This is a genomic window from Serratia liquefaciens, assembly GCF_027594825.1.
In the GTDB taxonomy this organism is placed as follows: Bacteria; Pseudomonadota; Gammaproteobacteria; order Enterobacterales; family Enterobacteriaceae; genus Serratia; species Serratia liquefaciens_A.
In genome coordinates this window covers 723,047-749,582 of record NZ_CP088930.1, presented here as the reverse complement: position 1 = coordinate 749,582, position 26,536 = coordinate 723,047, and the positions used below count along the sequence as shown (strand labels likewise).

General features: G+C 54.9%; 30 protein-coding genes. 17 read left to right on the top strand and 13 right to left on the bottom strand.

All coding sequences use genetic code 11. The features are described 5' to 3' along the window. Positions 1–11: 11 nt before the first annotated feature. The 6 genes from LQ945_RS03415 to LQ945_RS03390 all read right to left on the bottom strand — a co-directional run bounded on the left by LQ945_RS03415 (position 12) and on the right by LQ945_RS03390 (position 6,718). A complete protein-coding gene (locus LQ945_RS03415) occupies positions 12–1,004 on the bottom strand; it encodes a LacI family DNA-binding transcriptional regulator (protein ID WP_270102251.1) in 993 nt (330 codons plus the stop codon). 61 nt (positions 1,005–1,065) lie between these two features. After that, positions 1,066–2,199 carry an ABC transporter ATP-binding protein gene (locus tag LQ945_RS03410; RefSeq protein ID WP_270102250.1) on the bottom strand — a complete coding sequence of 378 codons (1,134 nt, stop codon included), beginning with the start codon at positions 2,197–2,199 and terminating at the stop codon, positions 1,066–1,068. 2 nt (positions 2,200–2,201) lie between these two features. Beyond that, a complete protein-coding gene (locus LQ945_RS03405; RefSeq protein ID WP_270102249.1) occupies positions 2,202–3,611 on the bottom strand; it encodes a leucyl aminopeptidase family protein in 1,410 nt (469 codons plus the stop codon). 4 nt (positions 3,612–3,615) lie between these two features. Continuing rightward, positions 3,616–4,449, bottom strand: a complete 834-nt coding sequence (locus tag LQ945_RS03400; protein WP_262240460.1) for a carbohydrate ABC transporter permease — start codon at positions 4,447–4,449, stop codon at positions 3,616–3,618. After that, the gene (locus LQ945_RS03395; protein WP_269935070.1) at positions 4,439–5,380 is read right to left on the bottom strand and encodes a carbohydrate ABC transporter permease; all 942 of its coding nucleotides are present in this window, start codon (positions 5,378–5,380) and stop codon (positions 4,439–4,441) included. The genes LQ945_RS03400 and LQ945_RS03395 overlap by 11 nt, the downstream gene beginning before the upstream one ends. Positions 5,381–5,443: 63 nt before the next feature. After that, a complete protein-coding gene (locus LQ945_RS03390; RefSeq protein WP_262240459.1) occupies positions 5,444–6,718 on the bottom strand; it encodes an ABC transporter substrate-binding protein in 1,275 nt (424 codons plus the stop codon). 740 nt (positions 6,719–7,458) lie between these two features. Here LQ945_RS03390 and LQ945_RS03385 point away from each other — a divergent pair. The 6 genes from LQ945_RS03385 to ompC all read left to right on the top strand — a co-directional run bounded on the left by LQ945_RS03385 (position 7,459) and on the right by ompC (position 15,482). Then, entirely contained in the window at positions 7,459–8,673 is a 1,215-nt protein-coding gene (locus tag LQ945_RS03385) for an aspartate aminotransferase family protein (RefSeq protein WP_270102248.1), read from the top strand. Between the two features lie 52 nt (positions 8,674–8,725). Continuing rightward, on the top strand, positions 8,726–9,760 hold the full coding sequence (astA, locus tag LQ945_RS03380) for an arginine N-succinyltransferase (RefSeq protein ID WP_044551956.1): 1,035 nt from the start codon (positions 8,726–8,728) through the stop codon (positions 9,758–9,760). Further along, complete coding sequence (gene astD / locus LQ945_RS03375; protein WP_044551955.1) at positions 9,760–11,232, top strand: succinylglutamate-semialdehyde dehydrogenase; 1,473 nt, start codon at positions 9,760–9,762, stop codon at positions 11,230–11,232. The genes astA and astD overlap by 1 nt, the downstream gene beginning before the upstream one ends. Before the next feature lie 180 nt (positions 11,233–11,412). Then, on the top strand, positions 11,413–12,753 hold the full coding sequence (gene astB / locus LQ945_RS03370; RefSeq protein WP_270102247.1) for an N-succinylarginine dihydrolase: 1,341 nt from the start codon (positions 11,413–11,415) through the stop codon (positions 12,751–12,753). 11 nt (positions 12,754–12,764) lie between these two features. Further along, on the top strand, positions 12,765–13,748 hold the full coding sequence (gene astE / locus LQ945_RS03365) for a succinylglutamate desuccinylase (protein ID WP_270102246.1): 984 nt from the start codon (positions 12,765–12,767) through the stop codon (positions 13,746–13,748). 651 nt (positions 13,749–14,399) lie between these two features. Beyond that, positions 14,400–15,482 carry a porin OmpC gene (gene ompC, locus LQ945_RS03360; protein WP_046373317.1) on the top strand — a complete coding sequence of 361 codons (1,083 nt, stop codon included), beginning with the start codon at positions 14,400–14,402 and terminating at the stop codon, positions 15,480–15,482. Between the two features lie 83 nt (positions 15,483–15,565). On the opposite strand, the gene LQ945_RS03355 is transcribed toward ompC, so the two are convergent. Then, on the bottom strand, positions 15,566–15,790 hold the full coding sequence (locus LQ945_RS03355) for a biofilm development regulator YmgB/AriR family protein (protein ID WP_182821961.1): 225 nt from the start codon (positions 15,788–15,790) through the stop codon (positions 15,566–15,568). 130 nt (positions 15,791–15,920) lie between these two features. After that, positions 15,921–16,112 (bottom strand): YebW family protein, encoded by a 192-nt coding sequence (locus LQ945_RS03350; protein ID WP_012145560.1) that lies wholly within the window; start codon positions 16,110–16,112, stop codon positions 15,921–15,923. Positions 16,113–16,339: 227 nt separating this feature from the next. Between LQ945_RS03350 and lysM the strand changes: the two genes are divergently transcribed. The 4 genes from lysM (at position 16,340) to LQ945_RS03330 (ending at position 19,229) form a co-directional block, all read left to right on the top strand. Continuing rightward, the gene (lysM, locus tag LQ945_RS03345) at positions 16,340–16,786 is read left to right on the top strand and encodes a peptidoglycan-binding protein LysM (protein ID WP_020827318.1); all 447 of its coding nucleotides are present in this window, start codon (positions 16,340–16,342) and stop codon (positions 16,784–16,786) included. Positions 16,787–17,246: 460 nt separating this feature from the next. Further along, on the top strand, positions 17,247–17,411 hold the full coding sequence (locus LQ945_RS03340; protein WP_020827317.1) for a hypothetical protein: 165 nt from the start codon (positions 17,247–17,249) through the stop codon (positions 17,409–17,411). A gap of 95 nt (positions 17,412–17,506) precedes the next feature. Then, complete coding sequence (locus LQ945_RS03335; RefSeq protein ID WP_270102245.1) at positions 17,507–18,448, top strand: pirin family protein; 942 nt, start codon at positions 17,507–17,509, stop codon at positions 18,446–18,448. Positions 18,449–18,875: 427 nt separating this feature from the next. Then, the gene (locus LQ945_RS03330) at positions 18,876–19,229 is read left to right on the top strand and encodes a DUF1304 domain-containing protein (RefSeq protein ID WP_420136148.1); all 354 of its coding nucleotides are present in this window, start codon (positions 18,876–18,878) and stop codon (positions 19,227–19,229) included. Positions 19,230–19,258: 29 nt separating this feature from the next. On the opposite strand, the gene LQ945_RS03325 is transcribed toward LQ945_RS03330, so the two are convergent. Together LQ945_RS03325 and LQ945_RS03320 are read right to left on the bottom strand one after the other, a co-directional pair. Next, entirely contained in the window at positions 19,259–19,645 is a 387-nt protein-coding gene (locus LQ945_RS03325) for a helix-turn-helix domain-containing protein (protein WP_041414657.1), read from the bottom strand. A gap of 458 nt (positions 19,646–20,103) precedes the next feature. Then, on the bottom strand, positions 20,104–20,316 hold the full coding sequence (locus LQ945_RS03320; protein ID WP_044551947.1) for a YccJ family protein: 213 nt from the start codon (positions 20,314–20,316) through the stop codon (positions 20,104–20,106). A gap of 201 nt (positions 20,317–20,517) precedes the next feature. Here LQ945_RS03320 and LQ945_RS03315 point away from each other — a divergent pair, with 201 nt between their 5' ends. After that, the gene (locus LQ945_RS03315) at positions 20,518–20,757 is read left to right on the top strand and encodes a DUF2766 family protein (RefSeq protein ID WP_004945684.1); all 240 of its coding nucleotides are present in this window, start codon (positions 20,518–20,520) and stop codon (positions 20,755–20,757) included. Positions 20,758–20,798: 41 nt separating this feature from the next. Here LQ945_RS03315 and LQ945_RS03310 read toward each other — a convergent pair whose 3' ends face one another. Continuing rightward, positions 20,799–21,032, bottom strand: a complete 234-nt coding sequence (locus tag LQ945_RS03310) for a YobH family protein (RefSeq protein ID WP_020827312.1) — start codon at positions 21,030–21,032, stop codon at positions 20,799–20,801. 163 nt (positions 21,033–21,195) lie between these two features. Here LQ945_RS03310 and LQ945_RS03305 point away from each other — a divergent pair, with 163 nt between their 5' ends. Both LQ945_RS03305 and LQ945_RS03300 read left to right on the top strand, forming a co-directional pair. Then, positions 21,196–21,354, top strand: coding sequence for a PhoP/PhoQ regulator MgrB (locus tag LQ945_RS03305; RefSeq protein WP_044551945.1), 159 nt, complete (start codon positions 21,196–21,198; stop codon positions 21,352–21,354). Between the two features lie 99 nt (positions 21,355–21,453). Further along, the gene (locus tag LQ945_RS03300) at positions 21,454–21,726 is read left to right on the top strand and encodes a YebO family protein (RefSeq protein ID WP_262240452.1); all 273 of its coding nucleotides are present in this window, start codon (positions 21,454–21,456) and stop codon (positions 21,724–21,726) included. Between the two features lie 49 nt (positions 21,727–21,775). Here LQ945_RS03300 and fos read toward each other — a convergent pair whose 3' ends face one another. Continuing rightward, positions 21,776–22,183 carry a fosfomycin resistance glutathione transferase gene (gene fos / locus LQ945_RS03295; protein ID WP_269935077.1) on the bottom strand — a complete coding sequence of 136 codons (408 nt, stop codon included), beginning with the start codon at positions 22,181–22,183 and terminating at the stop codon, positions 21,776–21,778. A gap of 169 nt (positions 22,184–22,352) precedes the next feature. On the opposite strand from fos, the gene LQ945_RS03290 reads away from it, so the two are divergent. From LQ945_RS03290 to LQ945_RS03280, 3 genes are all read left to right on the top strand, one after another. Next, the gene (locus tag LQ945_RS03290; protein ID WP_269935078.1) at positions 22,353–22,667 is read left to right on the top strand and encodes a phage protein NinX family protein; all 315 of its coding nucleotides are present in this window, start codon (positions 22,353–22,355) and stop codon (positions 22,665–22,667) included. Positions 22,668–22,734: 67 nt separating this feature from the next. Then, positions 22,735–22,971, top strand: coding sequence for a DUF4060 family protein (locus LQ945_RS03285; RefSeq protein ID WP_020827308.1), 237 nt, complete (start codon positions 22,735–22,737; stop codon positions 22,969–22,971). Positions 22,972–23,147: 176 nt separating this feature from the next. Then, a complete protein-coding gene (locus tag LQ945_RS03280) occupies positions 23,148–24,515 on the top strand; it encodes an amino acid permease (protein WP_048760154.1) in 1,368 nt (455 codons plus the stop codon). 38 nt (positions 24,516–24,553) lie between these two features. Here LQ945_RS03280 and LQ945_RS03275 read toward each other — a convergent pair whose 3' ends face one another. Further along, positions 24,554–24,844 carry a hypothetical protein gene (locus LQ945_RS03275; RefSeq protein WP_269935079.1) on the bottom strand — a complete coding sequence of 97 codons (291 nt, stop codon included), beginning with the start codon at positions 24,842–24,844 and terminating at the stop codon, positions 24,554–24,556. A 223-nt stretch (positions 24,845–25,067) separates the two neighbouring features. On the opposite strand from LQ945_RS03275, the gene LQ945_RS03270 reads away from it, so the two are divergent. Further along, the gene (locus tag LQ945_RS03270) at positions 25,068–26,066 is read left to right on the top strand and encodes an MBL fold metallo-hydrolase (protein ID WP_269935080.1); all 999 of its coding nucleotides are present in this window, start codon (positions 25,068–25,070) and stop codon (positions 26,064–26,066) included. Positions 26,067–26,536 lie beyond the last annotated feature (470 nt).

The window sequence follows — 26,536 nt, the reverse complement described above, 5'->3', positions numbered from 1 at the left end:
ACCCTACCGGTTTAGCATGACGCGCGTACCACCAGTTCGGTGGGAATGGTGATCTGCTGCGGCGCAGCCTGGGGGCTGTCGCTGCGCAGTTCGACCAGCCGAACGATGGCGGCGATCATTGCGTCGATATCACGCCGCACCGACGTGAGCCGGTAACTCGGCCAGGCTGCCATCGGGATATCGTCGAAGCCGTAAACCGCGACGTCCTGAGGGATCTGCAGCGAAGTGTGCAAACGAATATAGTCCATCACCCCCATCGCCATGGAGTCTGCGGTGCAGAAAATGGCCTGCGGAGCCGCAAGCGCGCCCAGCAGCTGCGGCGCGAGGTTAAATCCGCTCAGGTAGCTGTAGTCGCCGCTCAGCTGCGCGACAATCTCTAACCGCTGCTGTGCGGCATGAGCCAGAAAAGTTTGCTGACGCAGCTGTTCGCCGTGGGCGCTGCTGCGGCCACCGAGCAGGGCCACCCGGCGTTGACCCTTTTGCGCCATCAGCGCCGCCAGCTGTTGCAGGCTGGGCGACTCATCGGCGTTGAGGGCATCGCACAGGGCGTCGCCCGCCAGACCGTTGAGCATAATGGGGGTTGCGATGCGAAACAGGTCTTTAGCCGCGCGAGCGCTGATGTTGTCGGCGAACACCACGGCAGAATCGACATGGTAAGAGATGGTTTGCTTCAGGTAGCTGGCCGGATCGTCAATGCCTTCCAGCCGGATCATCACCGCCTGCCGGTTGCTCTTCTGCAGTTGTTCAACCAGACGATCGAAAAACTCGAGATCGGACAAATCGTGAAAGTGGTTCACCACCACCGCGACAAAGCCGGTTTTGCCGCTGTGCAGGCTCTGGGCGATGGCGTCTGGCGCGTAGCCTAACTGGCTGGCGACGCGCATCACCAGCTCGCGGTTTTTTTGCGAGACCCGGCCCTGATTGGAAAAGGCGCGTGATACCACGGTGCGTGAAACGCCGGCCACGCGGGCGACATCGTGAGAGGTGACTTTTTTCATCGGCATACGGCAGCTACTCTACGGAATACGGGGCGCTGCGACAGGGGCTCGCAGCGGCAATATGGTCTCACAGAATGTCGGCCGGCAACACTGTTTCCCCGCGTTGTACCAACCGTTGACCGGTTTGCGCATCAAAGAAGTGTAAAGCGGTGGTATCCAGCGTAATGGCCAACGGCTGACCCTGGACATACTGCCGTTGTGCGTGCTGCTTGACGATGTACTGCGCACCGTTGTCACCCTGAACGAACAGGTTGCTCTCTGCGCCCAGGTTTTCACTGTACACCAACGTGCCACGCAGGTGGGGTTCTACCCGTGGTGCGCTGATGCTGCACGCCTCCGGACGACAGCCCAGCGTCAGCCAGTCGCCTCCTCTTGCTGCCAGCGCCGGGAATTCGGCGGTGCTCAAGGGCAGCAGCAAACCAGAGTCGCCCTGCAATACGATCTGCTCGCCCTGCACCAGTATCTGAACGTCGAACAGGTTCATCTGCGGCGAACCGATAAACTCGGCGACAAAGCGATTAACCGGCCGGTGATAAAGATCCAGCGGCGTACCGATCTGCTGCACTTTCCCCTGATTCATAATGACCACTTTGTCCGCCATGGTCATGGCTTCCACCTGATCGTGCGTGACGTAAATGATGGTCGCGCCGATCGCCTTATGCAGAGCAGACAACTCCTGACGCATGCGGTTACGCAGTTTGGCGTCGAGGTTGGAGAGCGGTTCGTCAAACAAAAACACCTTGGGCCGCCGAACAATCGCCCGGCCCAACGCCACGCGCTGGCGCTGGCCACCGGAAAGCTGGCCGGGTTTGACCTTCAGGAACTCCGTCAGGTGCAGCATTCCGGCCACGGCGGCAATCTGCGTGGCAATCTCCGCCTTGGCTATGCCTTTGATTTTCAAAGACAGCGCCATGTTTTCGTAGACTGTCATATGCGGGTACAGCGCATAGCTCTGGAAAACCATGGCGATATCACGGTATTTGGGCAACACCTCGTTCATGCGTTCGCCGTCGATCAACAGTTCGCCGGAGGAGAGGGTTTCCAGCCCGGCTATCATCCGCAGCGTGGTGGACTTGCCGCAGCCGGACGGGCCGAGCAGCACCACAAACTCGCCTTTCTCAACCCGCAGATTAACGTCGCTGGCGGCCTGGTAGCCGTTGTCATAGCGTTTGTTGATATCAACCAGTTCTACGTAAGCCATGATCAGCGCTCCGTCTGGGCAAGCAGGGCACTCAATCGCGCCAGCAGCAGCACGCCGAATGAGGACGCGCCGTTGTCGTACAGCTTACGGTGCGGCATATCGGTAGACATGGCGGCAATATCCAGATGCGCCCAGCGCTGGCCCGGTTGGACGAACTCGCCGATAAAGGTCGCTGCCACGCAGGGGCTGCCGTGCGGATCTTCACCGCCGTGACGGTAATCGGCAAATTCAGACTTCAGTACCCCGCGATACCAGCCGCCGTGTGGCATCGGCCACACCGGCTCGGCGCTGGCCTTGCCCGCTAGGGTGACCTGCGCCAGAAAGTCGTCGTCGTTACCCATCATGGCCGCATACTCCTTGCCCAGCGCCACGCCTGCGCCGCCGGTCAGGGTAGCGATGTCGAGCAAAAAGTCGGGCTGGAAGCGCTGCTGGGCATAGCTGATGACGTCCGCCAGCACCATGCGGCCTTCGGCGTCGGTTGAAATGATTTCCACTGACTTGCCGTTGTGCATGGTCACCACGTCGCCGGGGCGCTGTGCGCGGGAAGAGGGCATGTTTTCTACCAGACCGCACAGGCCAATCACGCGGATCGGCAGTTGCAGCGCGTCGATAATACGCATGGCACCCACCACCGCCGCTGCGCCCCCCATGTCGAATTTCATGGTGCTCATGCGTGCCGCGCCTTTAATGCTGATGCCGCCGCTGTCGAAGGTCACGCCTTTACCGACCAACGCAAGCGTATGCCGTGCATTGGTGGGATGGTGATCGAGGATCAGTAATTGCGATGCGCGGGCGCTGCCTTGACCGACGCCCAGCAGGCCACCGAAGCCCAGCTGCGCCATCTGCTCCTCATCCAGCACCTCCTTGCGCAGATGAGTAAAGGGCAATTGCGCGACGGCCGCCACGAAGCTTTCCGGATAGAGAATATTGGCCGGCTTATTCATCAGCTCACGTCCGATGATCACGCCCTCGGCATGCAGATTGGCCCAGTCGCACAGCGCCTGCGTTGTCGCATCATGGCTGGCCAGGGGATGGGTTGGGTCGGTTAGCCGGGCGTTGGCATGGTGCTGATAGCGATAAGCGCCCAGACGCAGGCCGAACAGCAGCCAGCGCCAGGTTTCTCTACCGGTCGATGAGCCTTGATCCAGTGTCAGACGCAGGTGCTGTAGCCCGAAGTCTTTTTGCCCGGCGGCGATGCCGGCACCGGCATCCTGTAGCGCCGCAGGCGTCAGGGAAGGGCCGATATTGAGCGCAAAACGACCATCGCCCAGCGGATAAAGCACGCCGACGGCGGCCTGTTGCAGGCCGGCGTTTTGCAGCGTCACCGGCAGTGAACCTTCCGCCGCGGTAAACAGGATGACTTGCTGGCGCGCTGCTGTGCCATTTTCAATAAAAATATCAATGAATTGCATAAGTTTACCCTTTGACCGCCCCACGGGTGAGGCTTTCCATCATTTGTTTGGACGAGAAGATAAAGGCGATCAGCAGTGGGACGATCGCCAGGAAACTGCCGGTCATCACCAGGTTCCACGGCGTGGCGGTAGCGCCGCTCAGGCTGCGCAGCACCAGTTGGAGAATTTGCTTGTCCGGCGACTGCAATGCCACCAGCGGCAACATAAAGTTGTTCCAGGTATCGACCACCACCACGATCGCCACCGTCAGCAGCGCCGGGCGCATCAGCGGCAGGCCGATACGCAAAAATATCTGCAGTTCATTCAGGCCGTCCATGCGCGCACTGTCGAGTATTTCGCTGGGCAGTGAGGAACTGACGTATTGCCGCACCAGGAAAATCCCGAAGATGTTCACCCCGGCGGGCAGCCAGACGGCGGCAAACTGATCGAGCAGGCCAACGCTTTTAATCACGAAGAAGTAGGGCACCAGATTGACCACGCTGGGCACCATCATGGTCAACATGAGGGTCGTGAATAACACCTTTTTGCCCTTGAACTGATAGACGCTGAAGGCGTAGCCCGCCGCGGCGGAAACCAGCACGCTGGTCAAGGTGGCCATGGCGGTGACATAGAGGGTGTTGAGCAGCGAGCGGGTGAAAGGCACCTGTTGCTCCAGCCCCCGGTAGTTGTCCAGCAGGTGGCTGCCGAAGCGCAGCGACATGCCCATGATGCTGCGGGTGTCCTGTGTCGCCAGCAACGCCGACCAATAGAACGGGAACAGCGACAGCGAGGCGAACAGCGATACCAGCAGGTAAATCACCAGTTTGCCGGTGTCGAAACGGCGACCCTCAGCGATCATTCTTCAGTCCTCCACGGTTGCCGAAACCCCAAAATACCAGCGCACTGACCAGCGCAATCAGCAGGAACAGGATCCAGGAGATGGCCGAAGCGGTGCCCATATCCAGATAGGACCAACCGGTCTTGTATACGTACATCGATACCGTCAGGCCGCTGTTGTCCACGCCACCGGTGCCCTGCGTCAGGATCATGGGTTCATTGAACAGCTGCATGTTGCCGATCAGCGTCATCAGCGTGGCGAAGAAAATAAAGGGGGCCAACAGCGGCAGCGCGATATAGCGGAATTTTTGCCAGCGGCCCGCACCGTCCAGCTCGATCGCTTCGTACAGGTCCGGCGAAATAGAGGCCAGACCGGTCATGTAAATCACCGTGTTGATACCGGTGAACTTCCAGGTCACCTGATTGGCGATGGTGAAGCGGATCCAGTCGCTGTCGAAGAAGTTGATCGGCAACACGGTGGCCAGCGCGCTCAGGTGCAGCTTTGCGGCCAATCCACTTAACAGCTCGTTGACCATACCGACCGGCGAGAACAGGTTGAACACGATCAGGCTGACGGCGACGGAAGAGGTAATGTAGGGCAGGAAGATCGCCGCCTTCAAAAAACGTCTGCCGCGCACGATGATGTGCAGCAGTGAATAAGCCAGGGTGATGGCGAACAGATGCTGGCACAGGCCGGACACCAACGTGATTTTAATGGTGTTGACCAGCGACACCCAGAAGGCGTCATCGGTGAAGGCATAGTAAAAGTTATCCAGCCCGACAAACTTCATCGAACTCAGGCCTTTTACCGGGTTCCAGGATTGGAATGAGAGAAACGCCGAGAAAAAAATCGGGAAGGCGTTGAACACCGCAAACAGCAGCATGAACGGCAGCAGCAGCAGGTAGGCGGTGCGGTGATCGTGCAGCAGCCCTTTGAAAAATCGCTTACGCATAGACTCCCCGAACCGACGGAAAACGAAAAAAAAGGCGGCCGCTAAGCCGCCACGGGCTGACGATTACAGGGCGCGCATCCGCCGCTCCAGCAGCTTATTGGCATCGCGCAGCGTGCTGTCGATGTCCTGATGCTGCACCAGGATCTTCTTCGCCGCTTCGTTGAGAATTTCGTTGGCAATATTGTCTTCCGGCGAGGAAGCCACGGGTTTCAGGTCCGGAACCAGGCTGGCGTAGTAACGCATTGAGTGCTGGCCGCCGAGAATGCTGCTGGGCGTGTCGAAGTAGGGCGCGTTGTACACGTCGAGGCGAGCAGGCAAGGTGCCGGCGGTTTTCGCGGCGTCAATCACCACGTCACGCTGCATAAAATATTGAATGAATTGCCAGGCCGCCTGAGCATTTTTGCTTTGCTTGGGGATCACCAGCGTGGTGCCGCCTGCGTTGACCTTGATATTGCCCGGCACGCCGGTCACCCGCCACAGACCGGCTTTCGCACCGTCCGGATCCAGTTCCTGCTCGATGCGGCCTTCATCCCACGGGCCATCGATATCGGCGAACAGTTTTCCCTGCCGGTACAGCTTGATGTATTCCTGCGAGTTGGTGGAGCCGTCGAGGGAGGCTGCCAGCCCTTTGTCATACAGCGTTTTGATCACCGTCATCAGCTGTTTGATCTGCGGTGAGTCCAGGTTGGGCTTGCCGTCTTTGGTGTAGACCGGCTTGCCCGGTTCACTGTTCATACCCACCACCAGCGGATTGATCAGGCTGGTGGCCGCCGGCAGCAGGTAGGCGCCTTGCTCTTTTTTCAGCTTCTCACCGAAGGCGATAAAGCTGTCCCAGCTTTGGGTGATGTCCTCAATCTTTACGCCCGCTTTCTGCACCATGTCATTACGGTAGATCATGATCACTGGCCCGGTGTCGTAAGGCACGCCATAGATATTGCCGTCATTACCCTTTGCCAGGCTGATCATCGAAGGATCGAACTGCCAACCCTGGCTATCAATGCTGAACGGCGGGGCGCTCAGGTTATTCAGGCCGCCGGAGTTGGCGAAGCTGCCGAGTTTGATGGTGCTGACGCTGAAGATATCGGCGGCGCCCTGGCCAACGGCCAACGCGGTGGTCAGCTTTTGATGGCAGTCGGCGAAGCCGCATTTGATCGACTGCACCTGAATGTCCGGATGCGCCGCCTCAAAGTCTTTAATCACTTTGTTGATGTAATCATTGGGCAAATAGTTGGCGAAGGTAATGCTGGTGTTGGCGCTGGCGGAAAGGGGTAGGCCCAGCAGCACGGCCAGTGCAACCCCGGTGAGACTTTTATTATTACGCAAGCAGACTTGAGCCATGATAACCCCGATCCTGTGCAGTCGATGTGGTGTGTGTTTTTTCATCATGGAACACGTGTTCCATTGAAATTAACCTATTATTGCGTCAGCGGACTGTCAACATTTTGTTCGGCAAGTTAACAAATATGAGATCTGACGCGGCCGTTGCCCAGGCTCACGCCCGATTTTGGCCCAGACAGGATCACGCAGGGCCTGTAATGACGCGGGTTTGCCCGCATCTGGTGCATTTTCTGCACCCGAATGGGGCAAAAGTGTGACGGAGAGCAAATCAGGCCAAATTATTTTTGCGAGCGCGATCAGAAATATCGAAGTTTTTTGTCATTGAATAGGATTTCGCAGCCAATGATGATTTTTCGCCTTATTTTTCCAATTATTCATTAGCAATGCATATTTATTGAATAAGTATGCATTATAAGCCGTTGTTTTACCGAAAAAAACCGCGTTTTTCGCCAAAAATCCCGTTTTGGCACGATAGCTGCTCTACACTCTTTATCAAACGGCATGTATTTTAACTGCTCGTTAACATTTATTCCCCGTTACAGGACCTGATACCCGGCATAAATAGCGAAAAACGCGGTTGATGTAACAGATTTGTTTCTGAATAGGCGGTGAAAGGCAGAGTTATCACCGGCTAAAAAACGGATCGAACGGCGCGGTTTTTTATGTTTTGTTGTGGACCATCCAGGCTGGAGCGGCCCTTACAGTCAAAATTCAGTCTTTGCTGAAGTTATGAGGTCATTATGGAACAGCCAATCGCAGTTACCCGCCAGTCTTTCGACGACTGGATGGTCCCGGTTTATGCCCCCGCTGATTTTATTCTGGTACGGGGAGAAGGCTCGCAGGTATGGGATCAGCAGGGTAAGTCTTACATCGATTTTGCTGGCGGCATTGCGGTTAACGCGCTGGGCCATGCGCACCCGGTCGTGACCGCAGCGCTGGTGGATCAGGCGGGCAAACTTTGGCACCTGGGCAACGGCTATACCAACGAGCCGGTGCTGCGGTTGGCCAAGCTGCTGATTGACGCCACCTTTGCCGATAAGGTGTTTTTCTGTAACTCCGGGGCGGAAGCCAACGAAGCGGCGCTGAAACTGGCGCGTAAACGCGCACTGGATAACGGCAACCACAGCAAGAACCAGATTGTGGCATTCAACAACGCCTTCCATGGCCGCACGCTGTTTACCGTGTCTGCCGGTGGCCAGCCCAAGTATTCCAAGGACTTCGCGCCATTGCCGGGCGGCATCACCCACACGCCATTTAACGATCTGGCCGCCGCCGCAGAAGTGATTAACGACAACACCTGCGCGGTGATCGTCGAACCTATTCAGGGCGAAGGCGGTGTATTGCCGGCCGATGCTGCTTTCCTGCAAGGCCTGCGCGAGCTGTGCGATCGCCACGGAGCGCTGCTGATTTTCGACGAAGTGCAAACCGGCATGGGACGTACCGGCGACCTGTACGCCTACATGCAATACGGCGTAGTGCCAGACGTGCTGACCACCGCGAAAGCGCTGGGCTGTGGCTTCCCGATCGGCGCCATGCTGACCACTGACGAACTGGCCAAAACCCTGAGCGTTGGCACCCACGGCACCACCTACGGCGGTAACCCGCTGGCGACGGCGGTGGCGGGCGCGGTGTTCTCCGTCATCAACACGCCGGAAGTGCTGGAAGGGGTTAAGCAGCGCCACCAGTGGTTCCTCGACGGCCTGAACAAGATTAACCAGCAGTATCCGATTTTCTCTGAAATCCGCGGCGGCGGCCTGTTGATTGGCTGTCAGTTGACCAAGGACTACGCCGGCAAGGCGAAGCAGATCACTCAGTTGGCCAACGAAGAGGGCGTGATTGCCCTGATCGCCGGTCCGGATGTGGTGCGTTTCACCCCTTCACTGGTCATTCCTGAGCAGGATGTGAAAGAGGGGCTGGCGCGATTCGCGCGAGCCGTGGCGCGGATTTGCAGCTAACACACAGGCTGCGCCCTTACCGGCGCAGCCTGATTCAGACGAGGTTCGCATTATGATGATTATTCGCCCTATAGAGCGTCGCGATTTGGCTGACTTACTGACGCTGGCCGGTAAGTCCGGTATCGGTCTCACTTCCCTGCCACAAGATGAAGATACCTTGTCGGCACGCATTGAGCGGGCGTTAAAAACCTGGCAAGGCGAACTTCCGCGTGGTGACCAGTGTTATCTGTTTGTGCTGGAAGACAGCGAGCGCCAGCAGGCGGTGGGGGTTTGCGCGATTGAAGTGGCCGTCGGGCTGACAGAACCCTGGTACAGCTTCCGCGTCGGCACGCAGGTGCATGCATCCAAACAGTTGAACGTGTATAAATCGGTGCCGACGCTGTTCCTCAGCAACGATCACACCGGCCATTCCGAACTGTGCACGCTGTTCCTCGATCCGGACTACCGTCACGGCGAAAACGGCAAGCTGTTGTCGAAGGTGCGTTTCCTGTTTATCGCCGCTTTCCGTGAGCGTTTCTCCGCCCGGCTGATTGCCGAAATGCGCGGTTTCTCTGATGAAGAGGGCCGTTCGCCGTTCTGGGAGAGCGTCGGGAACCATTTCTTTTCCATCGAGTTCGCCAAGGCGGACTACCTGAGCGGCACCGGTCAGAAAGCGTTTATCGCCGAACTGATGCCGAAACACCCGCTGTACGTCGATTTCCTGGCTGAAGACGCGCAAAAAGTGATTGGCGAAGTGCACCCGCAGACGGTGCCTGCGCGCCGGGTACTGGAGTCCGAAGGCCTGCGTTATCAGGGCTATGTCGATATCTTCGACGGCGGCCCAACGCTGGAGGCGGAAATCGATCAGATCCGCGCGGTCAAACAAAGCCGCCTGGTGAAAGTGGTGCTGGATGAGACCCCGATGCGCGCTGACGCGCCGCCTCTGTTGGTGGCCAACGATCATTATGAGAATTACCGCGCACTGCTGGTCAATGCCGATCTGTATGACGACCGTCTGCATCTCAATGCCGCTACCGCCGAGGCGCTGGGCGTTGAACAAGGCAGCCCGGTGCGGGTCATCCCCCTTATTGCACAGGAGAAAGCGTAATGTCACATCCTGCACTCTTTATTAATGGCGCCTGGCAGCAAGGCCATGGCGCTGCGTTCAGCAAAACCGATCCGGTTGATAACCAACCGCTGTGGCAGGCCAACGCCGCCGACGGTAGCGATGTCGCTGCCGCCTGTGAAGCGGCCCGCGCCGCTTTCCCTGCCTGGGCACGTACCCCGTTTGAACAACGCGAACAGCTGGTGAAGCGTTTTGCTGCCTTGCTGGAAGAGCACAAGTCTTCTTTGGCGGCGGTGATCAGCCGTGAAACCAGTAAACCGCGTTGGGAGACGCTGACCGAAGTGCAGGCGATGATCGGCAAAGTGGCGATTTCATTGCAGGCCTACCAGGCGCGTACCGGCGTGAGCCAGACTGCGATGGCGGACGGCGCTTCGGTGTTGCGCCACCGCCCGCACGGAGTACTGGCGGTGTTCGGTCCTTATAACTTCCCCGGCCATTTGCCGAATGGCCACATCGTGCCGGCGCTGCTGGCGGGCAACACTGTGGTGTTTAAGCCGAGTGAACTGACGCCGCAAACTGCCGAGGAAACCCTGAAGCTGTGGCAACAGGCCGGGCTGCCTGATGGGGTGCTCAATCTGGTGCAGGGCGGGCGTGAAACCGGCGAGGCGCTGGCCGCCAGCGCGGATATCGACGGCCTGCTGTTTACCGGCAGCGCGGGCACCGGTTACCACCTGCATCGCCAGTTGGCGGGACAGCCTGAAAAGATCCTGGCGCTGGAAATGGGCGGCAACAACGCGCTGATCATCGATCAGATCGAGGATCGCGATGCGACGGTTAACCTGGCGATTCAGTCGGCGTTTATTTCCGCCGGCCAGCGCTGCACCTGCTCGCGCCGTATTCTGGTGAAACGCGGCAGTGAGGGCGATGCCTTTATCGAGCGTCTGGTGCAGGTGGCGAGTGCGCTGCGTGTCGGGCGCTGGGACGCTGAACCGCAGCCGTTTATGGGCGGCGTGATCTCTTCGGCGGCGGCGGAAAAAATGCTGGCGGCGCAACATCACCTGCTGGCGCTGGGCGGCAAAGCCCTGCTGACCATGCAGCGTCTGGAAAGCGGCAGCGCGCTGCTCAGCCCAGGCATTATTGACGTGACCGGGGTGCGCGACGTACCGGACGAAGAGTATTTCGGCCCGCTGACCACCATCATTCGCTATAACGACTTTGATGAGGCGCTGCGTATCGCCAACCAGACGCGTTATGGCCTGTCGGTTGGGCTGGTCTCCCCGCAGCGTGAGCAGTTTGATCATCTGCTGCTGGAAGCGCGTGCCGGTATCGTCAACTGGAACAAACCTTTAACCGGGGCTTCCAGCGCTGCACCTTTCGGCGGTGTCGGGGCGTCTGGCAACCACCGTCCGAGCGCCTACTACGCGGCAGATTACTGCGCCTGGCCAATGGCGTCATTGGAAAGCGAAAGCCTGACGCTGCCGGCCAGTTTGTCACCGGGGTTGTCGTTTAATTAAATTTTACCCGTCGCCTTTCAAGCCGCAGCGGGGCGAATAAGTTCGCCCCGTTTAACGCGGGCACAGCATGTAGCGCCCCTACAATAACTGGGGATGAGCAAACTGCTCGCCTGGCTGCAACTTGAAATTCATAGGGTATGTTTTGAGTAGGGCCGAGCCTGCTCGGCCCAGGAGAACAGCATGTCAGGATATGAAGTCAATTTCGATGGTCTGGTGGGCCTGACGCATCACTATGCCGGGTTGTCGTTTGGCAATGAGGCCTCGACCCAGCATCAAAACAGCGTGTCGAACCCGAAACTGGCGGCCAAGCAAGGGCTGTTGAAGATGAAGGCGCTGGCGGATCTCGGCTTTCAGCAGGGGGTATTGCCGCCGCAGGAACGGCCGCACCTGCCGATGCTGCGCAAGTTGGGCTTCAGCGGCAGCGACGAAACGGTATTGGCGCAGGCGATGAAGCAGTCTCCGCGCCTGTTGTCTGCGCTCAGCTCGGCATCTTGCATGTGGACCGCCAATGCGGCCACGGTTTCACCTTCGGCGGACAGCGCGGATGGCAAAGTGCATTTCACCGCGGCCAATTTGAACAACAAATTCCATCGCGCGATTGAGGCCGAGACCACCACCGGCGTGCTGCGGGCGATTTTCAACGATCCACGCCATTTCGCCCACCATGAGGCTTTGCCGCAGGTGGCGCTGTTTGGCGACGAAGGCGCGGCCAACCACAACCGGCTGGGCGGCGATTATGGCAAGCGCAGCGTGCAGATGTTCGTCTACGGCCGCCAGGAGTTTGGCGGAGAAATCGCTCCGACGCGCTATCCGGCACGCCAGACGCGCGAGGCCGGGGAGGCGATTGCCCGTCTGCACCAGTTGGATGAGCAACATACGGTGTTTGTGCAACAGAACCCGGCGGTGATCGATCAGGGCGTATTCCACAACGACGTTATCGCCGTCAGTAACCAGAATGTATTGTTCCACCATCAGCAGGCGTTTTATCAGCAGCACCAGGCGCTGGATGAAGTGCGTCGCAAAATGGCTTCACTGGATAGCGAGCTGGTGGCGATTGAGGTGCCGACGGCGCGGGTTTCCGTGGCGGATGCGGTAGCGACCTATCTGTTCAACAGCCAAATTCTGACTAAGCCCAACGGCAAGATGATGATTGTGGTGCCGGAAGAGTCGCGTCAGCATCGCGGCGTGTGGGGCTATCTGAGTGAGATGGTGGCCAGTGGCGGACCGATCGATGAAATCAAGGTGTTCGATCTGCGTGAAAGTATGCGCAATGGCGGTGGGCCTGCCTGCCTGCGATTACGTGTGGCGCTGAACGAGCAGGAATTGCGGGCGGTCAATCCGCGCGTGATGATGAACGATACGCTGTTCGCTACGCTCAATGACTGGGTTGACCGCTATTACCGAGATCGCCTGACGCAGAACGATTTGGCGGACCCGCAATTGCTGCGTGAGGGGCGCGATGCGCTGGATACCCTGACGACCATCCTCGGACTGGGATCGGTTTATCCTTTCCAACAATAGGCGATGTCATCATGTTTGATTTGTTGGCTTTGACGCTGGAAGGGCAAACGCCCGTAGAGCAACAGGGCGAAAATGCGGATTTACACTGGCGTTGGCTGGGGGAAGGCCTGCTGGAAATCACGCCGCGCCAGGGATACCGGCAGGCGATAGTGCTGTCGGCGGGGATCCACGGCAATGAAACGGCGCCCATTGAGCTGCTCAATCAGCTGGTCAAGGATCTGCTTGGCGGCGTGCGGACTTTGACGGTTCGGCTGCTGGTGATATTGGGCAATCCACCGTCAATGCGCGCCAATAAACGCTATCTGCACAGCGACATGAACCGGATGTTTGGCGGCCGCTATCGCGATTTCAGCCACAGTGACGAAACCGTGCGGGCGCAGCAGCTGGAGCAGGCGGTCGCCGCGTTTTTCGACGGTGAGCAAGCGGCGCGTTTCCATTATGATCTGCATACGGCGATCCGAGATTCGCGCCTGCCGCGCTTTGGTATACTTCCTTTTCAGACCCGGCCTTACAGTGCCGAGATGCTGGCATTGCTGGACGCGGCCGATTTGGATGCGTTGGTGATCCACAGTGCGCCGGGCGGCACCTTCAGCAATTTCACCAGTGAGCATGCCGGCGCCGCCAGCTGTACGCTGGAACTGGGCAAGGCACGGCCGTTTGGTAGCAATGATTTACAGCAATTTGCGGCCATTAACCGTGCACTGCAGGCTGCAGTCAGTGGTGAAGCCTTGCCGCAGCGAATGGGGGAGGCTCTGCGGGTGTTCCGCGTTGAGCGATCGCTGGTCAAACGTAGCGAAGCGTTCAAGCTGCATCTCAGTGACGATACCGCCAATTTTACCGAGCTGGAGCAGGGGACGTTACTGTGTGAACAACCGGGGGAGGAGTACCGGGTTCAGCATGCCAGAGAATGGATTTTGTTCCCTAATCCCCAGGTCGCACTGGGATTGCGCGCCGGCATGGTGCTGATTGAAGCACCGCGCAGCACGCTGTATTGATCTGTCAATATTGAATACGTTTTTATACTTACAGTATTTAAGGTTGTAGCGATGTCGGCTGCAACCTTAAATAACGATGGTATATCCTGCTGCCAATTCCCCTTACTCCCCCTTCTTTATAGTCTCTCTCTCGATACTTATATTTTTAAGTTGAATTTAATTTTGCCGTCATTTTTTGATGGTTTGAATCGATTTAATTATTCGAAGCGGTAAAAGACTGGCTTAAAACATGGCGAATCACACTAAATCACCGCAATGACTTTGCTCAGATAAAAATGTGAAATAAGTAACGTTATTAATAACCATGCTAAGATTAATGATATTTATGAATCGAATGGAAAGCATACAAAAGGAAACTAAAACGCACCTTTATGGTGCATTGCACCAAGTTGGTTATAAGATATGTAATAAATATCAATATTAATCAATGATTTGATTGCCTTGTTGGTTGTAATATTTAGTTACAAATAAACATGCTTTATCCACGGTGTTTTATGAACTTTTTTATTTTAAGTTTGGATTCATGATGCTAATGTCACATGGCTTCTTAATTAGAGGCGCTCATAAAACACTAAATGATAAAGATCACAGCCCAAACCATAAATTGGGCGTGATGGGCAGAAATTAAAATTATAATATCTAGGAAAATAAATGATGAAACGCAGTGTATTAGCCTTAGCTATTGCCTTAGGGGCAATGACCTCCTTTGCCAACGCGGCAGAAATTTATAATAAAGATGGCAATAAACTCGATCTGTACGGTCGCGTAGCCGCCAAACATGTTTTCAGCGATGACAAATCCGAAGATGGCGACAAGACTTATGTCCGCTTCGGTTTTAAAGGCGAAACGCAAATCAATGACCAACTGACCGGTTACGGCCAGTGGGAATACAACGTCCAGGCCAACCACGATGAAGCGCAGGGCACTGCAGGCACCAAAACCCGTCTGGGCTTTGCCGGCCTGAAGTTCGCCAACTACGGTTCATTCGACTACGGCCGTAACTACGGCGTGGTGTACGACGCAGAAGCCTATACCGACATGCTGCCGGAATACGGCGGCGACTCCTACAGCTACACCGACAACTTCATGACCGCCCGTTCCAACGGTCTGGCAACTTACCGTAACCGCGACTTCTTCGGCCTGGTGGAAGGCCTGAACCTGGCGTTGCAGTACCAGGGCAAAAACGACAGCGACAGCCGCGGTGTGACCAAACAAAACGGCGACGGTTACGGCATGTCCCTGGATTACCAGGACATCGGCGGCTCCGGCATCGGCGTAGCGGCGGCATTCTCGGATTCCAACCGCACCAGCGATCAGAAAAAATCTGTTTACGGTAAAGGCGACAGCGCAACGGCCTGGACCACGGCGATTAAATACGACGCCAACCAGGTTTACCTGGCCGCCATGTACGCCGATACGCGCAACATGACGCCAATCAGCGGCAACGGTGTCTCTGGCTTCGCCAACAAAACGCAGAACTTCGAAGTTGTTGCTCAGTACCAGTTTGAAAACGGTCTGCGTCCTTCTCTGGCCTACGTGCAGTCTAAAGGCAAGGATATCGAAGGGATTGGCGATGTTGACCTGGTGAAATACGTGGAAGTGGGTGCGACTTACTACTTCAACAAAAACATGTACACCTACGTTGACTACAAAATCAACCAGTTGAACGACGATAACAAACTGAAGCTGAGCACCGACGACGTCGTGGCAGTGAACCTGACCTATCGTTTCTAAGTTTCAACACCATTACCTTCTTCCTGTGTCGGGATAAAACGGTAATCAGGCAGAGCGAAAGCTCTGCCTTTTCTATTGGGTTGTTAACCTTTGGGGGCTTGCCCCATCACTTCGATGGCGGAACGCAGTGTGGCAAAGCGTTGCTGGTTGGTTTCATGTTCAATCTCGCTAACCAAATGGGCCAGAATATTATTGCCGGAAACTTTTTTGTTGAGATTGATCAGTTGAATGACCGCGCCGCCGACCACCAGGCTGACGTCGCGTAACAGGGCTTCATAGTGTTCGTTTGAGAAGGTAGAAACGGGCATCGCGCCATCTCCATATCGTTCGGGTGAGGCAATTTAGCAAAATAGCGGCATAAAGCATCGTCGACATGCCTGCTTTCCAGTGAATTCAGAAATTCCTCAGAGGAAATTAGTATAAAAGTCTTTTGGCGATTTACATCGGCGCATATTCGTTGGCGGGTAGCCAAAAACCATCGATAAAATCTTCAAACGGGAAGCAGCCGGCGTGGCGCAGGTTTTGTTCTTTCATACTGATCAGGCACTGGCGTTCGTCACGCAGCACGTCAACCACGATATCGGCGCAGCCGCCGTCCAGATAACAGACAAACATCACCAAGGCGTACATCGCTTCTTATGTCCTTCCTCCCATCCTTCCATGCTCATATTGTAGGTAACTTCAGCGATTGTTTCATGTCAGGTGCTGCACAAAAGGACAGATTGGCAATGAAAGTTGGCACTTTCGGATTACTCTAACCGCTTAATACTGCTGGACCAATTGAATATCCCTCTTGCAGTGCTAAGCTTAACAAGCCTTAAGTCAACGCAACATTGTAACCATCGAAAGGAGTGAATATGGGTTTGTTTAACTTCGTCAAAGAAGCGGGCGAGAAACTGTGGGACACAGTGACCGGCAATGCGACAGCCGAAGATCAAAGCGCCAAACTGAAGGACCATCTCAATAAAACCGGCTTGCCGGGTATCGATAAGGTTGATGTGCAGGTGGTTGACGGTAAAGCCGTGGTAACCGGGGATGCGGTCAGTCAGGAATTGAAAGAGAAGATCCTGGTGGCCATCGGTAACGTGGCGGGTATCAGCGGCGTGGAAGACAAGGTAGCGGTTGAACAAGCAGCCGCCGAAAGCCGTTTCTATACCGTGAAGAAAGGCGACACCCTGAGCGCGGTTTCGAAAGAAGTGTATGGCAACGCGAATCTTTATAACAAGATTTTCGAAGCGAACAAGCCAATGCTGTCCAGCCCGGACAAAATCTATCCGGGACAGGTGCTGCGTATTCCGCAGTAACACCCACAGCAGCACGACACACTGCCTGGCCCGATTTGTTATCGGGCTTTTTTTATGTTTACTTGCATAAGTTAGCCTAATTATTTTATTGTCTTAATAAGACTTTTGAATGCATCGTAATCTTGGTCATTTCAGTTCTGGGGGAATGTTGACCCTGGTGAGGAAAGTTGATAGCGTCTTGCCACTCTTGAGGTCTGAGTGGCATTGGGCGCGGAATCTGACAAACCCGCAATGGCGGGCTTTTATCAATCACCCTACACAAAAACGTTAACGCGTGATGAGTTAAGATAGATTCTGTGAAACAACAACGTAATACCTCACAAGATAAAAACTACCGTGAAACTTTGGGAGATGCGCAATTCGCCGTCATTGTGCTGGCAATAGCGTCCTGTTCCCTGATCATTTTTACGCTTTCAGTCACGCTATGGCTGACGTGATGTCGTTCAATACAGGAGATAAAATGGAGCACAATCTCCACGATGAAACCAAGCTGTTGGCCGTTATCGGTTTACTGGTTTCCGTGTTGTTAGTGGTATCGATTCTTTTTGGTGTGACTTACTTTTCCGATCTAAAGCATGCGCGCGATGAAGTCGATATCAAAGGCTGCTATATAAAGGCCTCATAGCCTTCTGCCTCCGGGTTGCGTTCTGGTCGCTTGCTCATGGTAAGCTGGCGTCCAGCTACTCACTCAACCCGTGTGTCGTTCTGGAGGCGTTTACCATGAGCAATTCCCGCCCAACCTATTCATCCTCTTCCCGTGATTGTCCTGTGGTTGACGGCATCCGTCAGATCCAACGTATTGCCGTGCGCAACGCCGAAGTTGGCGGTATCCCGATAAGCCGTGCCTTGCCCACCCGTGAACGGCGTACGCTGGGCGCATGGTGCTTTCTCGACCATGCAGGCCCCTCGGTATTCAGCGGTACCTCGCAAGGGATGGACGTAGGCCCACACCCGCATATCGGTCTGCAAACCTTTACCTGGATGATTGAAGGGGAAGTGCTGCACCGGGATAGCCTGGGCAGCGAGCAGGTGATACGACCCGGGCAGGTCAATCTGATGACGGCAGGGCGAGGTATAGCGCATACAGAACAGTCGATCGGGGAACAACGGCGTTTGCATGCTGCGCAATTGTGGATAGCGCTACCCGCAGAACAAGCCGATACGGCGCCGCGTTTCGATCATTATCCCGACTTGCCGTGCTGGCTGCGCGATGAGGTCAAACATACTTTGCTGGTGGGGGAGTTCGAACAATATCGCTCTCCGGTGTCGACTTTTTCGCCGTTAATCGCCATTGATTTGGAATGGCAGGCTGACGGCTATTTGCAATTACCTCTGCGAGAAGATTTTGAAATAGGCTTATTGCCCCTTATTGGTGCATTTGAGGTTAATGATGAAAAATTTTCACCTGATGAATTTGCCTATTTAGGTAAAAATCTTAACCGTATCGAGTTACATGGCAAGAAGGGCAGTCGCACATTATTAATCGGTGGGCTGCCATTAGACGAAGAGATTCTCATTTGGTGGAATTTTGTCGGTCACAACAAGCAAGAGATTACTCGCGCACAGCATGATTGGGAGCAGGGGAATTCACGTTTTCCCGATGTCGTCGGCTATTCCGGTCCCCGTATGACCGCGCCACGCCTGCCCTGGAGCGATGATTGATACCCTCGTGCTATAACAACGGGATATTTTTATTCATTTCGCTCTATTAACGTTAAATTAATGTGATCGGAATTCCATGTTTTCGCACCGATATAGTTTATCTGGTAAATAGTGATCTGGCGCAAATAAATGGTCGGAGCAGTGGATTAAGATAACTTTCAAGAAGTGATGTTATCTACCGCTAGTCAGAAGCCTGTGAGGTTAATATGAGCCAAGTACTCTATCGTGCAAGATTATCCCATGTTGTTATTGCAACGGCGGCGTTCTGGATCTCTATCGCAGCCATGCTGGTTGTTGTTCTGAGCTAACTCTGAATGATTATGCAATAAACCCGCTGCGGCGGGTTTTTTTATGCCGATATATTCGCAATATTCTGAGTGCGGTTATACTTATAAAACCCAATATCTGATTAACCCTGCAAATTACAATGATAATTCTTTCTAATATAGCGGTGTTGCTTATTGCCGCGATCCATTTGTATATCCTGATCCTGGAAATGTTCCTATGGCAGAAGCCTACCGGCAGGCGAGTGTTCGCCACCACCGCAGAGTTTGCTGCGGCCACACGGGTACTGGCGGCCAACCAAGGATTATATAATGGTTTTCTGGCGGCAGGATTAGCCTGGGCCGTCTGGCGTGAGGAGCCGGCGGTGCAACTGTTCTTTCTTGGGTGCGTGCTGGTGGCGGGCGTGTTTGGTGGGTTGACCGCGAGCCGCAAGATCCTCCGTGTACAGGCGCTGCCCGCATTGGTCGCTATTTTAGTGGTGCTGTGGGCGCATTAGCCCGCCGTTAGCGGCGGCGGGAAAGGGGATCAGGCGGTTTTTTGATGAATGACGTGCAGCGGCGGGGCGATGTGCAGGTCGACGCTTAAATCCTGACGGAAATCATAAGGCGTGATGTTGAAGCGCTTTCTAAACATATAAGTGAAATGCGACTGCGAGCCAAAACCGAAATCCAGAGCGATGTCGAAGATGGAGGCGTCACTGGTGCGCAACTGGTAAACCGCCCCGGCTAACCTGCGTTCGCGAATATACTTACCCAGCGAAATCCCGGTCGCTTCTTTGAACAGCTTCTGCATGTGCCACAGGGAGTAGCCGGAATATTCGGCCAGCTCTTCAAGATGGATCACTCTTCCAAGGTGAGTTTCGACCCATTTACTGAGGGCGCAGACTAATGAGAGGTGGTGTTCTTGTATCATCAGTGCGTCTGTGTGAGATCTACATAGCGCTGAAGTATACACAACTTGCCGCCATGGACAAAAAGGCCGCCGTCACCCAGGCGAAATTATTCGGAAAAACCATCGTCAGGCAGCTTGTCAGGCGGAAGGAAAAACGGCTAATCTGAGGTTGCCCGCTACCGCTGATACCACAGTGGTTCTGGTCGCAAAAAAAAACCGCCAAAGCAGAGTCAGCCGTGACAATTCAGCGTTGATGGGGTGATCGCATGTTAATGACAGTGATTATTACTCTGGTTGTGATTGTAGGCGTTGTCGCTTTTATGGTGACGCCGGTGATGAGAATGAATAATGCGGAAGGTGTGGGAGGTGAAGAGCCGTGATTTCAGGGAACAACATGACCCCAAGCCGGGGTTGACCGAAAACCGAAAAAGCCTGGGCGCAACAGTGACCCGGGCTTTTTATTGGTGAGCTTGCGTGGATTAGACGTTTTTTCGCTCTACGGTTTCTTCGCCCCAGTACAGCTGGTCGGCACTGGTTTTGGTGAAAGCCAGTTGCAACGCTTCGTCACTGCCTTCCTCCCAGATTTTCTGTGCCAGAACCTCATCGTTTTTTGCCAGCTCAAAAATTGCCTCCGCGATCTCAACCGAGGTTTCACGCACGGTGGCCCAGGATTTCACATTGTGGTTTGCCATAACTTTCTCCTGTTGGGGTGTGGCTGAAGGATGCGCCGGTAAGCGCGTTACTTAAACATTAAGTATAGGCCAATTCAGCCGGGCATTTTGGCGCCCAATGCGCAATAACGTTGAAAATTCAGCGGCAAGCGGCCTGGGGGCGGTAAAGCGCCAGGTGGCATGCTATTCTGTGCGGCGACTGAATCAAGAAGGAAAGTAATTATGTCCGACATGCTGAGCAACGATCAGGAATTGGCCTCCGACCTGGTTGCCTGCCAACTGGTGATCAAACAGATTCTGGATGTTATCGACGTTATCGCACCGACCGAGGTGCGCGACAAGATGGCAAGCCAGTTGAAAAGCATCGATTTCTCCACTCATCCTGCCGGCGCCGATCCCGTGACCCGCAGGGCGATCGAAAAAGCGATTGCGCTGATAGAGATGAAGTTTACCCGTAACTGATGAGGAAACCGCCGCTTAGCGACGGTTTCGGGCGGTGGTGATCAATCCACCACCGTTTCGACTTTCTTGAACAGCGGACAGTCGGCCACGCCAATGACGCCGTTGTCACCGTGCAGATACTGCGCAATTACCACATTGCGTGCGGTCATGTATTTACACTGCAATCCCAGGCCAGCTACGTTCTTGTTGCTGCCGACCAATACGCCATATCCCGAAAACAAAAATACGCCATACACCACTGCCAGTAGCAGCAACCCTTTAATCAGCTTACTCATTATGACTCCTGGTTATTTACCGTCGTTGCGATATAGCCACGCGCCGACGCAGGCTGCAACGGTAACAATCTGAAAAGTCATCGTCAAAACGGATTCTAAACGACAGGTTAAACTTCGTTTAAGTTAGCTGTGATAGCATGCACAACAAATTATCAAGATAACAATGAGGCTGCTAAATTTGTTGCGAAAAAAAGTCCTCGTGATAGTGGCGTTCCTCGCGGCCTGTCTGTTTTTTTATCTGCTGGCGCTCGATAGCTACTGCGATGAGGGAGGCTCCTTTGCGTTGGGGGTGTGTTCCGTGACCCGTTTCATTCCCTGGTGAGATGCGCAGCGGTGCATAACAATTTACTATCAAGATGTTCGTGCCCGCACCCGGGGTGCTAAGATGTCCGCCTGTTTTTAGCAGTAGATAGGGTTGTCCATGTACGATTTAGGTTTTGGTTCGAATAGCCTGCTTTCGCTGGCCCTCGCGGTGCTGGCGCTGTTGGTGGGATTATGGGTCTGGTTCCTGGTGAATCGTGCCAGTGTGCGCGCCAATGAACAGGTCCGTCTGCTGCAGGAAATTGCCGAGCAGCAGCGTCAGCAGACTGCATTGTTGAAAAGCCTGGCGCAAAGCGCGCGTGGCGATAGCGTGACCGACGATGACGATCTCAGCCCGGCGCTGGATTTCAAAGGTTTTATCCCCGAGCGTTAATCAAACTTTCTGCCGGGTGGCGTACCACAGTGTGCGCCACCCGCATCGCTTAGAAAAATTCCATTCCCTGATAGGGCGTTGCGCGACACGCCGCCAACCGACTGGCCAGATCGCCGCCGTGAATTTCCAATTGGTGTCCGTCCGGGTCAAGAAAGTACAGCGACTCGCCCTCGCTACGGTTGGTTTTCCACTCCTCAACCTCTGCCTGGCGCAGCCGCGATGCGACCTTGGCAAAATCTGCCGGTGCCACGCTGAACGCATAATGGGTGTAATCCTTTGCTGAATTTTTGGCTCGTGCGTCGTCCCATGACAAACACAGCCACAGCTCCCCGAGAGACAGGTAAGCGCCATTCTGCCAGCGAGCATGTGGGACAAAACCCAACAGGTTGCTGTAAAAATTGAAGCTGCGGTTGACGTCGCTTACTGCAAGCGTCAGATGGTTGAGGCCAGTCAACATGTCGGCATTCCTGCGCAAGAAAACAGGGAAAAAGTGTAATCAGCGCCCAGGAAAAGATAAAGCCGAAAAAACATTAGTAGAGATAATGTGGAAAGCCCTCGCGTTGTCATAAATCTGTCGTATTGGCATCGTAATGTAGCGCCAACTCTACGAAAGATGGATAAAGCCGATGATTAAATGGTATGAAGAAAGCGACGCCGAGGTGAACCGTAGCATTGCGTTGATCACCGGAGAAAATCCGGACAAATGGTATCCCTACGGCGGCGTGAAAGGTAAAGACTATTGCAAGAATCCCTCCGATGCCTGGCCGATTATCTGCGCCAATAAAATCAGCCTGAATGCCGACAGCCAGGGCGATAATCCCCAGTGGCAGGCGAGCATGATCACCCAACGCGGCGAATGGCAGGCAGACAGTAGCAGCCCGCTGCGCGCGGCAATGATCTGCTTCCTGCTGAGCCAACAAGCCAACGAAATGATCCGTTGAAACACCAGAATTACTGATGATTTTTCCCTTTTTATGACAACAGAACTGTCTCTGGCGGAGCCTGTTTATGAAGCGCATTATTAAAGGTGATAAAAACTTGTCTCATCTGGTGATTGCCCACGCGGCAATCGATCGTCATGCCGAAAGCTTTGGTCAGCGCCGACAGGGCTGGCCGTCAACCTATCTGATAAAATATCAAAACGATCGCGTGGCGGTAGAGGTGGTAACACGCCGCCAGTCCTACGTCGCCACGCTGATGATTGGTGCCCGCAACCTGACCAAACTTTGCGGTCTGTCCAGCTAAAAACCTGCCCTTACTGCCGTTAATCCCAGCATAAAATAGCGCCTTGGCCGACGTCGCCGGGGTGCTACTCCTTGATGCTCACGGGGTTAAGTGTTAAAAAGCCGCCCGCAGATACATTTATTGAATGGCGAAATCTTGTGCAACAGCGCCAGGATCCCACGCCATATGAGGATAAGATGGGCGGTCAGCAGCAGGATACCCCGCTAAAACGCGGTTTAAAAAACAGACACATACAACTTATCGCCCTGGGCGGCGCCATTGGCACCGGCCTGTTTCTCGGCATTGCGCAGACCATTAAAATGGCCGGCCCTTCGGTCTTGCTGGGCTATGCCATCGGCGGGTTCATTGCCTTCCTGATTATGCGTCAGCTGGGGGAGATGGTGGTCGAGGAGCCGGTTGCCGGGTCGTTCAGCCACTTCGCTTATAAATATTGGGGCGATTTCGCCGGTTTTCTTTCCGGTTGGAACTACTGGGCGATGTTCATTTTGGTCGGCATGGCCGAACTGACCGCCGTCGGTATTTATATTCAGTACTGGTGGCCGGACATCCCGACCTGGGTTTCCGCCGCGGTGTTCTTTGTTCTGATTAATTTGATCAACCTGGTCAATGTCCGACTGTATGGCGAGACCGAGTTTTGGTTTGCCATCATCAAGGTGGTGGCGATTGTCGGTATGATCCTGTTCGGTGCCTGGCTGCTGGCCAGCGGCAACGGCGGTCCGCAAGCCAGCCTCAACAACCTGTGGGAGCAGGGGGGCTTTATGCCGCACGGCATCAGCGGGCTGGTGATGGCGATGGCGGTGATCATGTTCTCGTTCGGCGGCCTGGAAATGGTCGGTATTACCGCGGCCGAAGCCGCCGATCCGCGCCGCAGTATCCCCAAGGCCACCAATCAGGTGGTTTACCGCATCCTGATTTTTTATATTGGTTCGCTAACGGTCCTGCTGTCGCTTTATCCGTGGGACAAAGTGGTCGAGGGTGGCAGCCCGTTCGTGATGATCTTCCATGCGTTGGACAGCAGCCTGGTGGCGACCCTGCTTAACGTGGTGGTCCTGACGGCGGCGCTGTCGGTATACAACAGCGGCGTCTACGCCAACAGCCGCATGCTGTTCGGCCTGGCTACGCAGGGCAATGCGCCCAAGGCGTTGACCCGGGTGAACAAGCGTGGCGTGCCAGTGTTGTCGATTGCGCTGTCGGCGCTGGTGACCTCTGTCGGCGTTCTGATCAACTATGTGATGCCCGGCAAGGCGTTTGAATTGCTGATGGCGCTGGTGGTGTCCACGCTGGTGATTAACTGGGTGATGATTTGCCTGGCGCATTTGCGCTTTCGCGCGGCGAAAAACCGTCAGGGCGTGATCCCGAGCTTTAAGGCGCTGTGGTACCCGTTCGGCAACTATTTGTGCCTGGTGTTCCTCAGTCTGATCCTGGTCATCATGTATTTCAGCGAGGGGATCCGTATCTCGGTGTTGCTGATGCCGGTGTGGATCTTGCTGTTGTGGGTAGGATTCAAGCTGACGCGCCGCAAAGGCGCTAACGTTCGGCGTTAAGGTTTAATGGAGGCGCATTTTGCGCCTCCGATTCACATTTAGCTGCGTGGCATAAAGGCATTGCCCGGTGCGGCGCGGCCCAATCCCAACAGTTTCCTGCACAGCAGGAATACCGTGGTGATGACATCGATAGCGACCACGCTAAGCATCAACACGGCCAGCATGAAAAAACTCACCATCGCGCCAAACACCAGCACCACCGGTGCCGGCACTCGTACGCGGCGCAGCTTCATCGCGGCATACATTTTCCAATACTGCATCTGCGCCAGCATCGCGCTACGGATACGGCCCATGCGAACACGTGATTTGCGTGATGTAGAACGGCTCATAACTTCTCCTTTTCTGAATGTCCTAATAAGTAAAACACAAGGATCTTAAGAGTTGCTTAACAGGCTCTAGGCGGCCCTGGCATTCTCACAGGGACTGTGACACCACAATATCCCAAAAGGTCCCCGCTGAGGTGAGCACGGTTCACAAAGCGCACCTATCGACTATCTTGTTATGTTATCGAATCAGCCCGTGCAGGGTGTCCGCAGTGGTCGGGAGAGCAACTTGAAGATAACCAATCGTTACTATGATGCCGGCAAAGCGCACCATACCCCGCAAGGCTTTCGTAACCCGGAGCCTACTCTGCGCCGGGAAGGGGATTTGAAGCGCTGGCAGGATGAGCGCAAGCAGCAAGGCTTGCCCAAGCCGCCGCAAATGGGTTACCAACAGTTTACCCAAAGCTGGTGGCAGCAGGCCGATCTCAGCGGTAGCGACAACGGTATCTGGTGGTTGGGGCATGCCTCAATGCTGCTGCGTCTTGAAGGCCGTTATATCCTGATTGATCCGGTGTTGTCGCAGCGCGCATCGCCGTTGAGTTTTTATGGGCCAAAGCGCAAGACCCCAACGCCGCTGACGGTACAGCAGTTACCGACGGTTGACGTGGTATTGATCTCGCATAACCACTATGACCATCTCGATCGGCGCACCATCAGGCAGTTGGCGCGCCGTTTTCCACATGCGACCTTTATCGTCCCGTTGGGATTGAAGAGTTGGTTTCGACGTTATCGCCTGCAACGGGTCGAGGAGCTGGATTGGTGGGATAGCCTGCAGTTGGGCGACCTGACGTTTCACAGTACGCCGGCGCGCCACTGGAGCATGCGCACCCTGTGGGACCGCAATCGCTCTTTATGGTGCGGTTGGGTGATTCATCATCCGGCACTGCGTTTCTATTTTTCGGGCGACAGCGGCTATTCGGAGCGGCTGGCGGACATTGGCGCTCGTTTAGGGCCGTTCGACGTGGCGGCGTTGCCGATAGGCGCTTATGCACCACGTTGGTTCATGCAGGAACAGCATATGGATCCGCAACAGTCGGTGACGCTGTATCAGCAATTAAACGCTCCGAAGGTCATTCCAATCCATTGGGGTGTTTTTGAATTAGCCGATGAGTCATTGGATGAGCCGCCGCAGCAATTAAAACTGGCATTGAGTTCTGCCGGGATAGAGCAACACCGGTTCCGGCCAATTAAAATTGGTGAGCGTATCCTGCTTGAGCCTAACTCTTAAGCGTTAATCCGTGACAAGCGGGGCTGGCTTCGCCCTCGTAAACGTCCGCAAGCCAGTCCCACCGCAGGTTGTAGCGATGTGTCCGGCTTGCCGGACGGCAATATCCGCAGCTTGGCCTAACCGGTTGACCTGAATAGGACCGACGCGTGATAAAAGATAAAATAAATACGTCAATTCGCCGTTGCTTTTGATCGCGTAAATACCCGCTCGGTTTTTAAGATTTAATTTCGCTATAGGTTCACACTGACCTTAAGGTTATTGCCGTTATTTAACGGCGTTACGGAGGATGTATTTCTCTGTGAATGCACGACGACAGTGCGTAAATTCTGATTTTGCATGCTTATGCACCCAAAAGTGGCACGCTATTTGATTTTCATGGTAGGGCGTCGGCTGCATAAATTGTGGTCAGTCGGAGAGCCTGGCAATAATTTACCCTGGTATTATTGTGCTGTTGCAGGTGAGGGGATTGC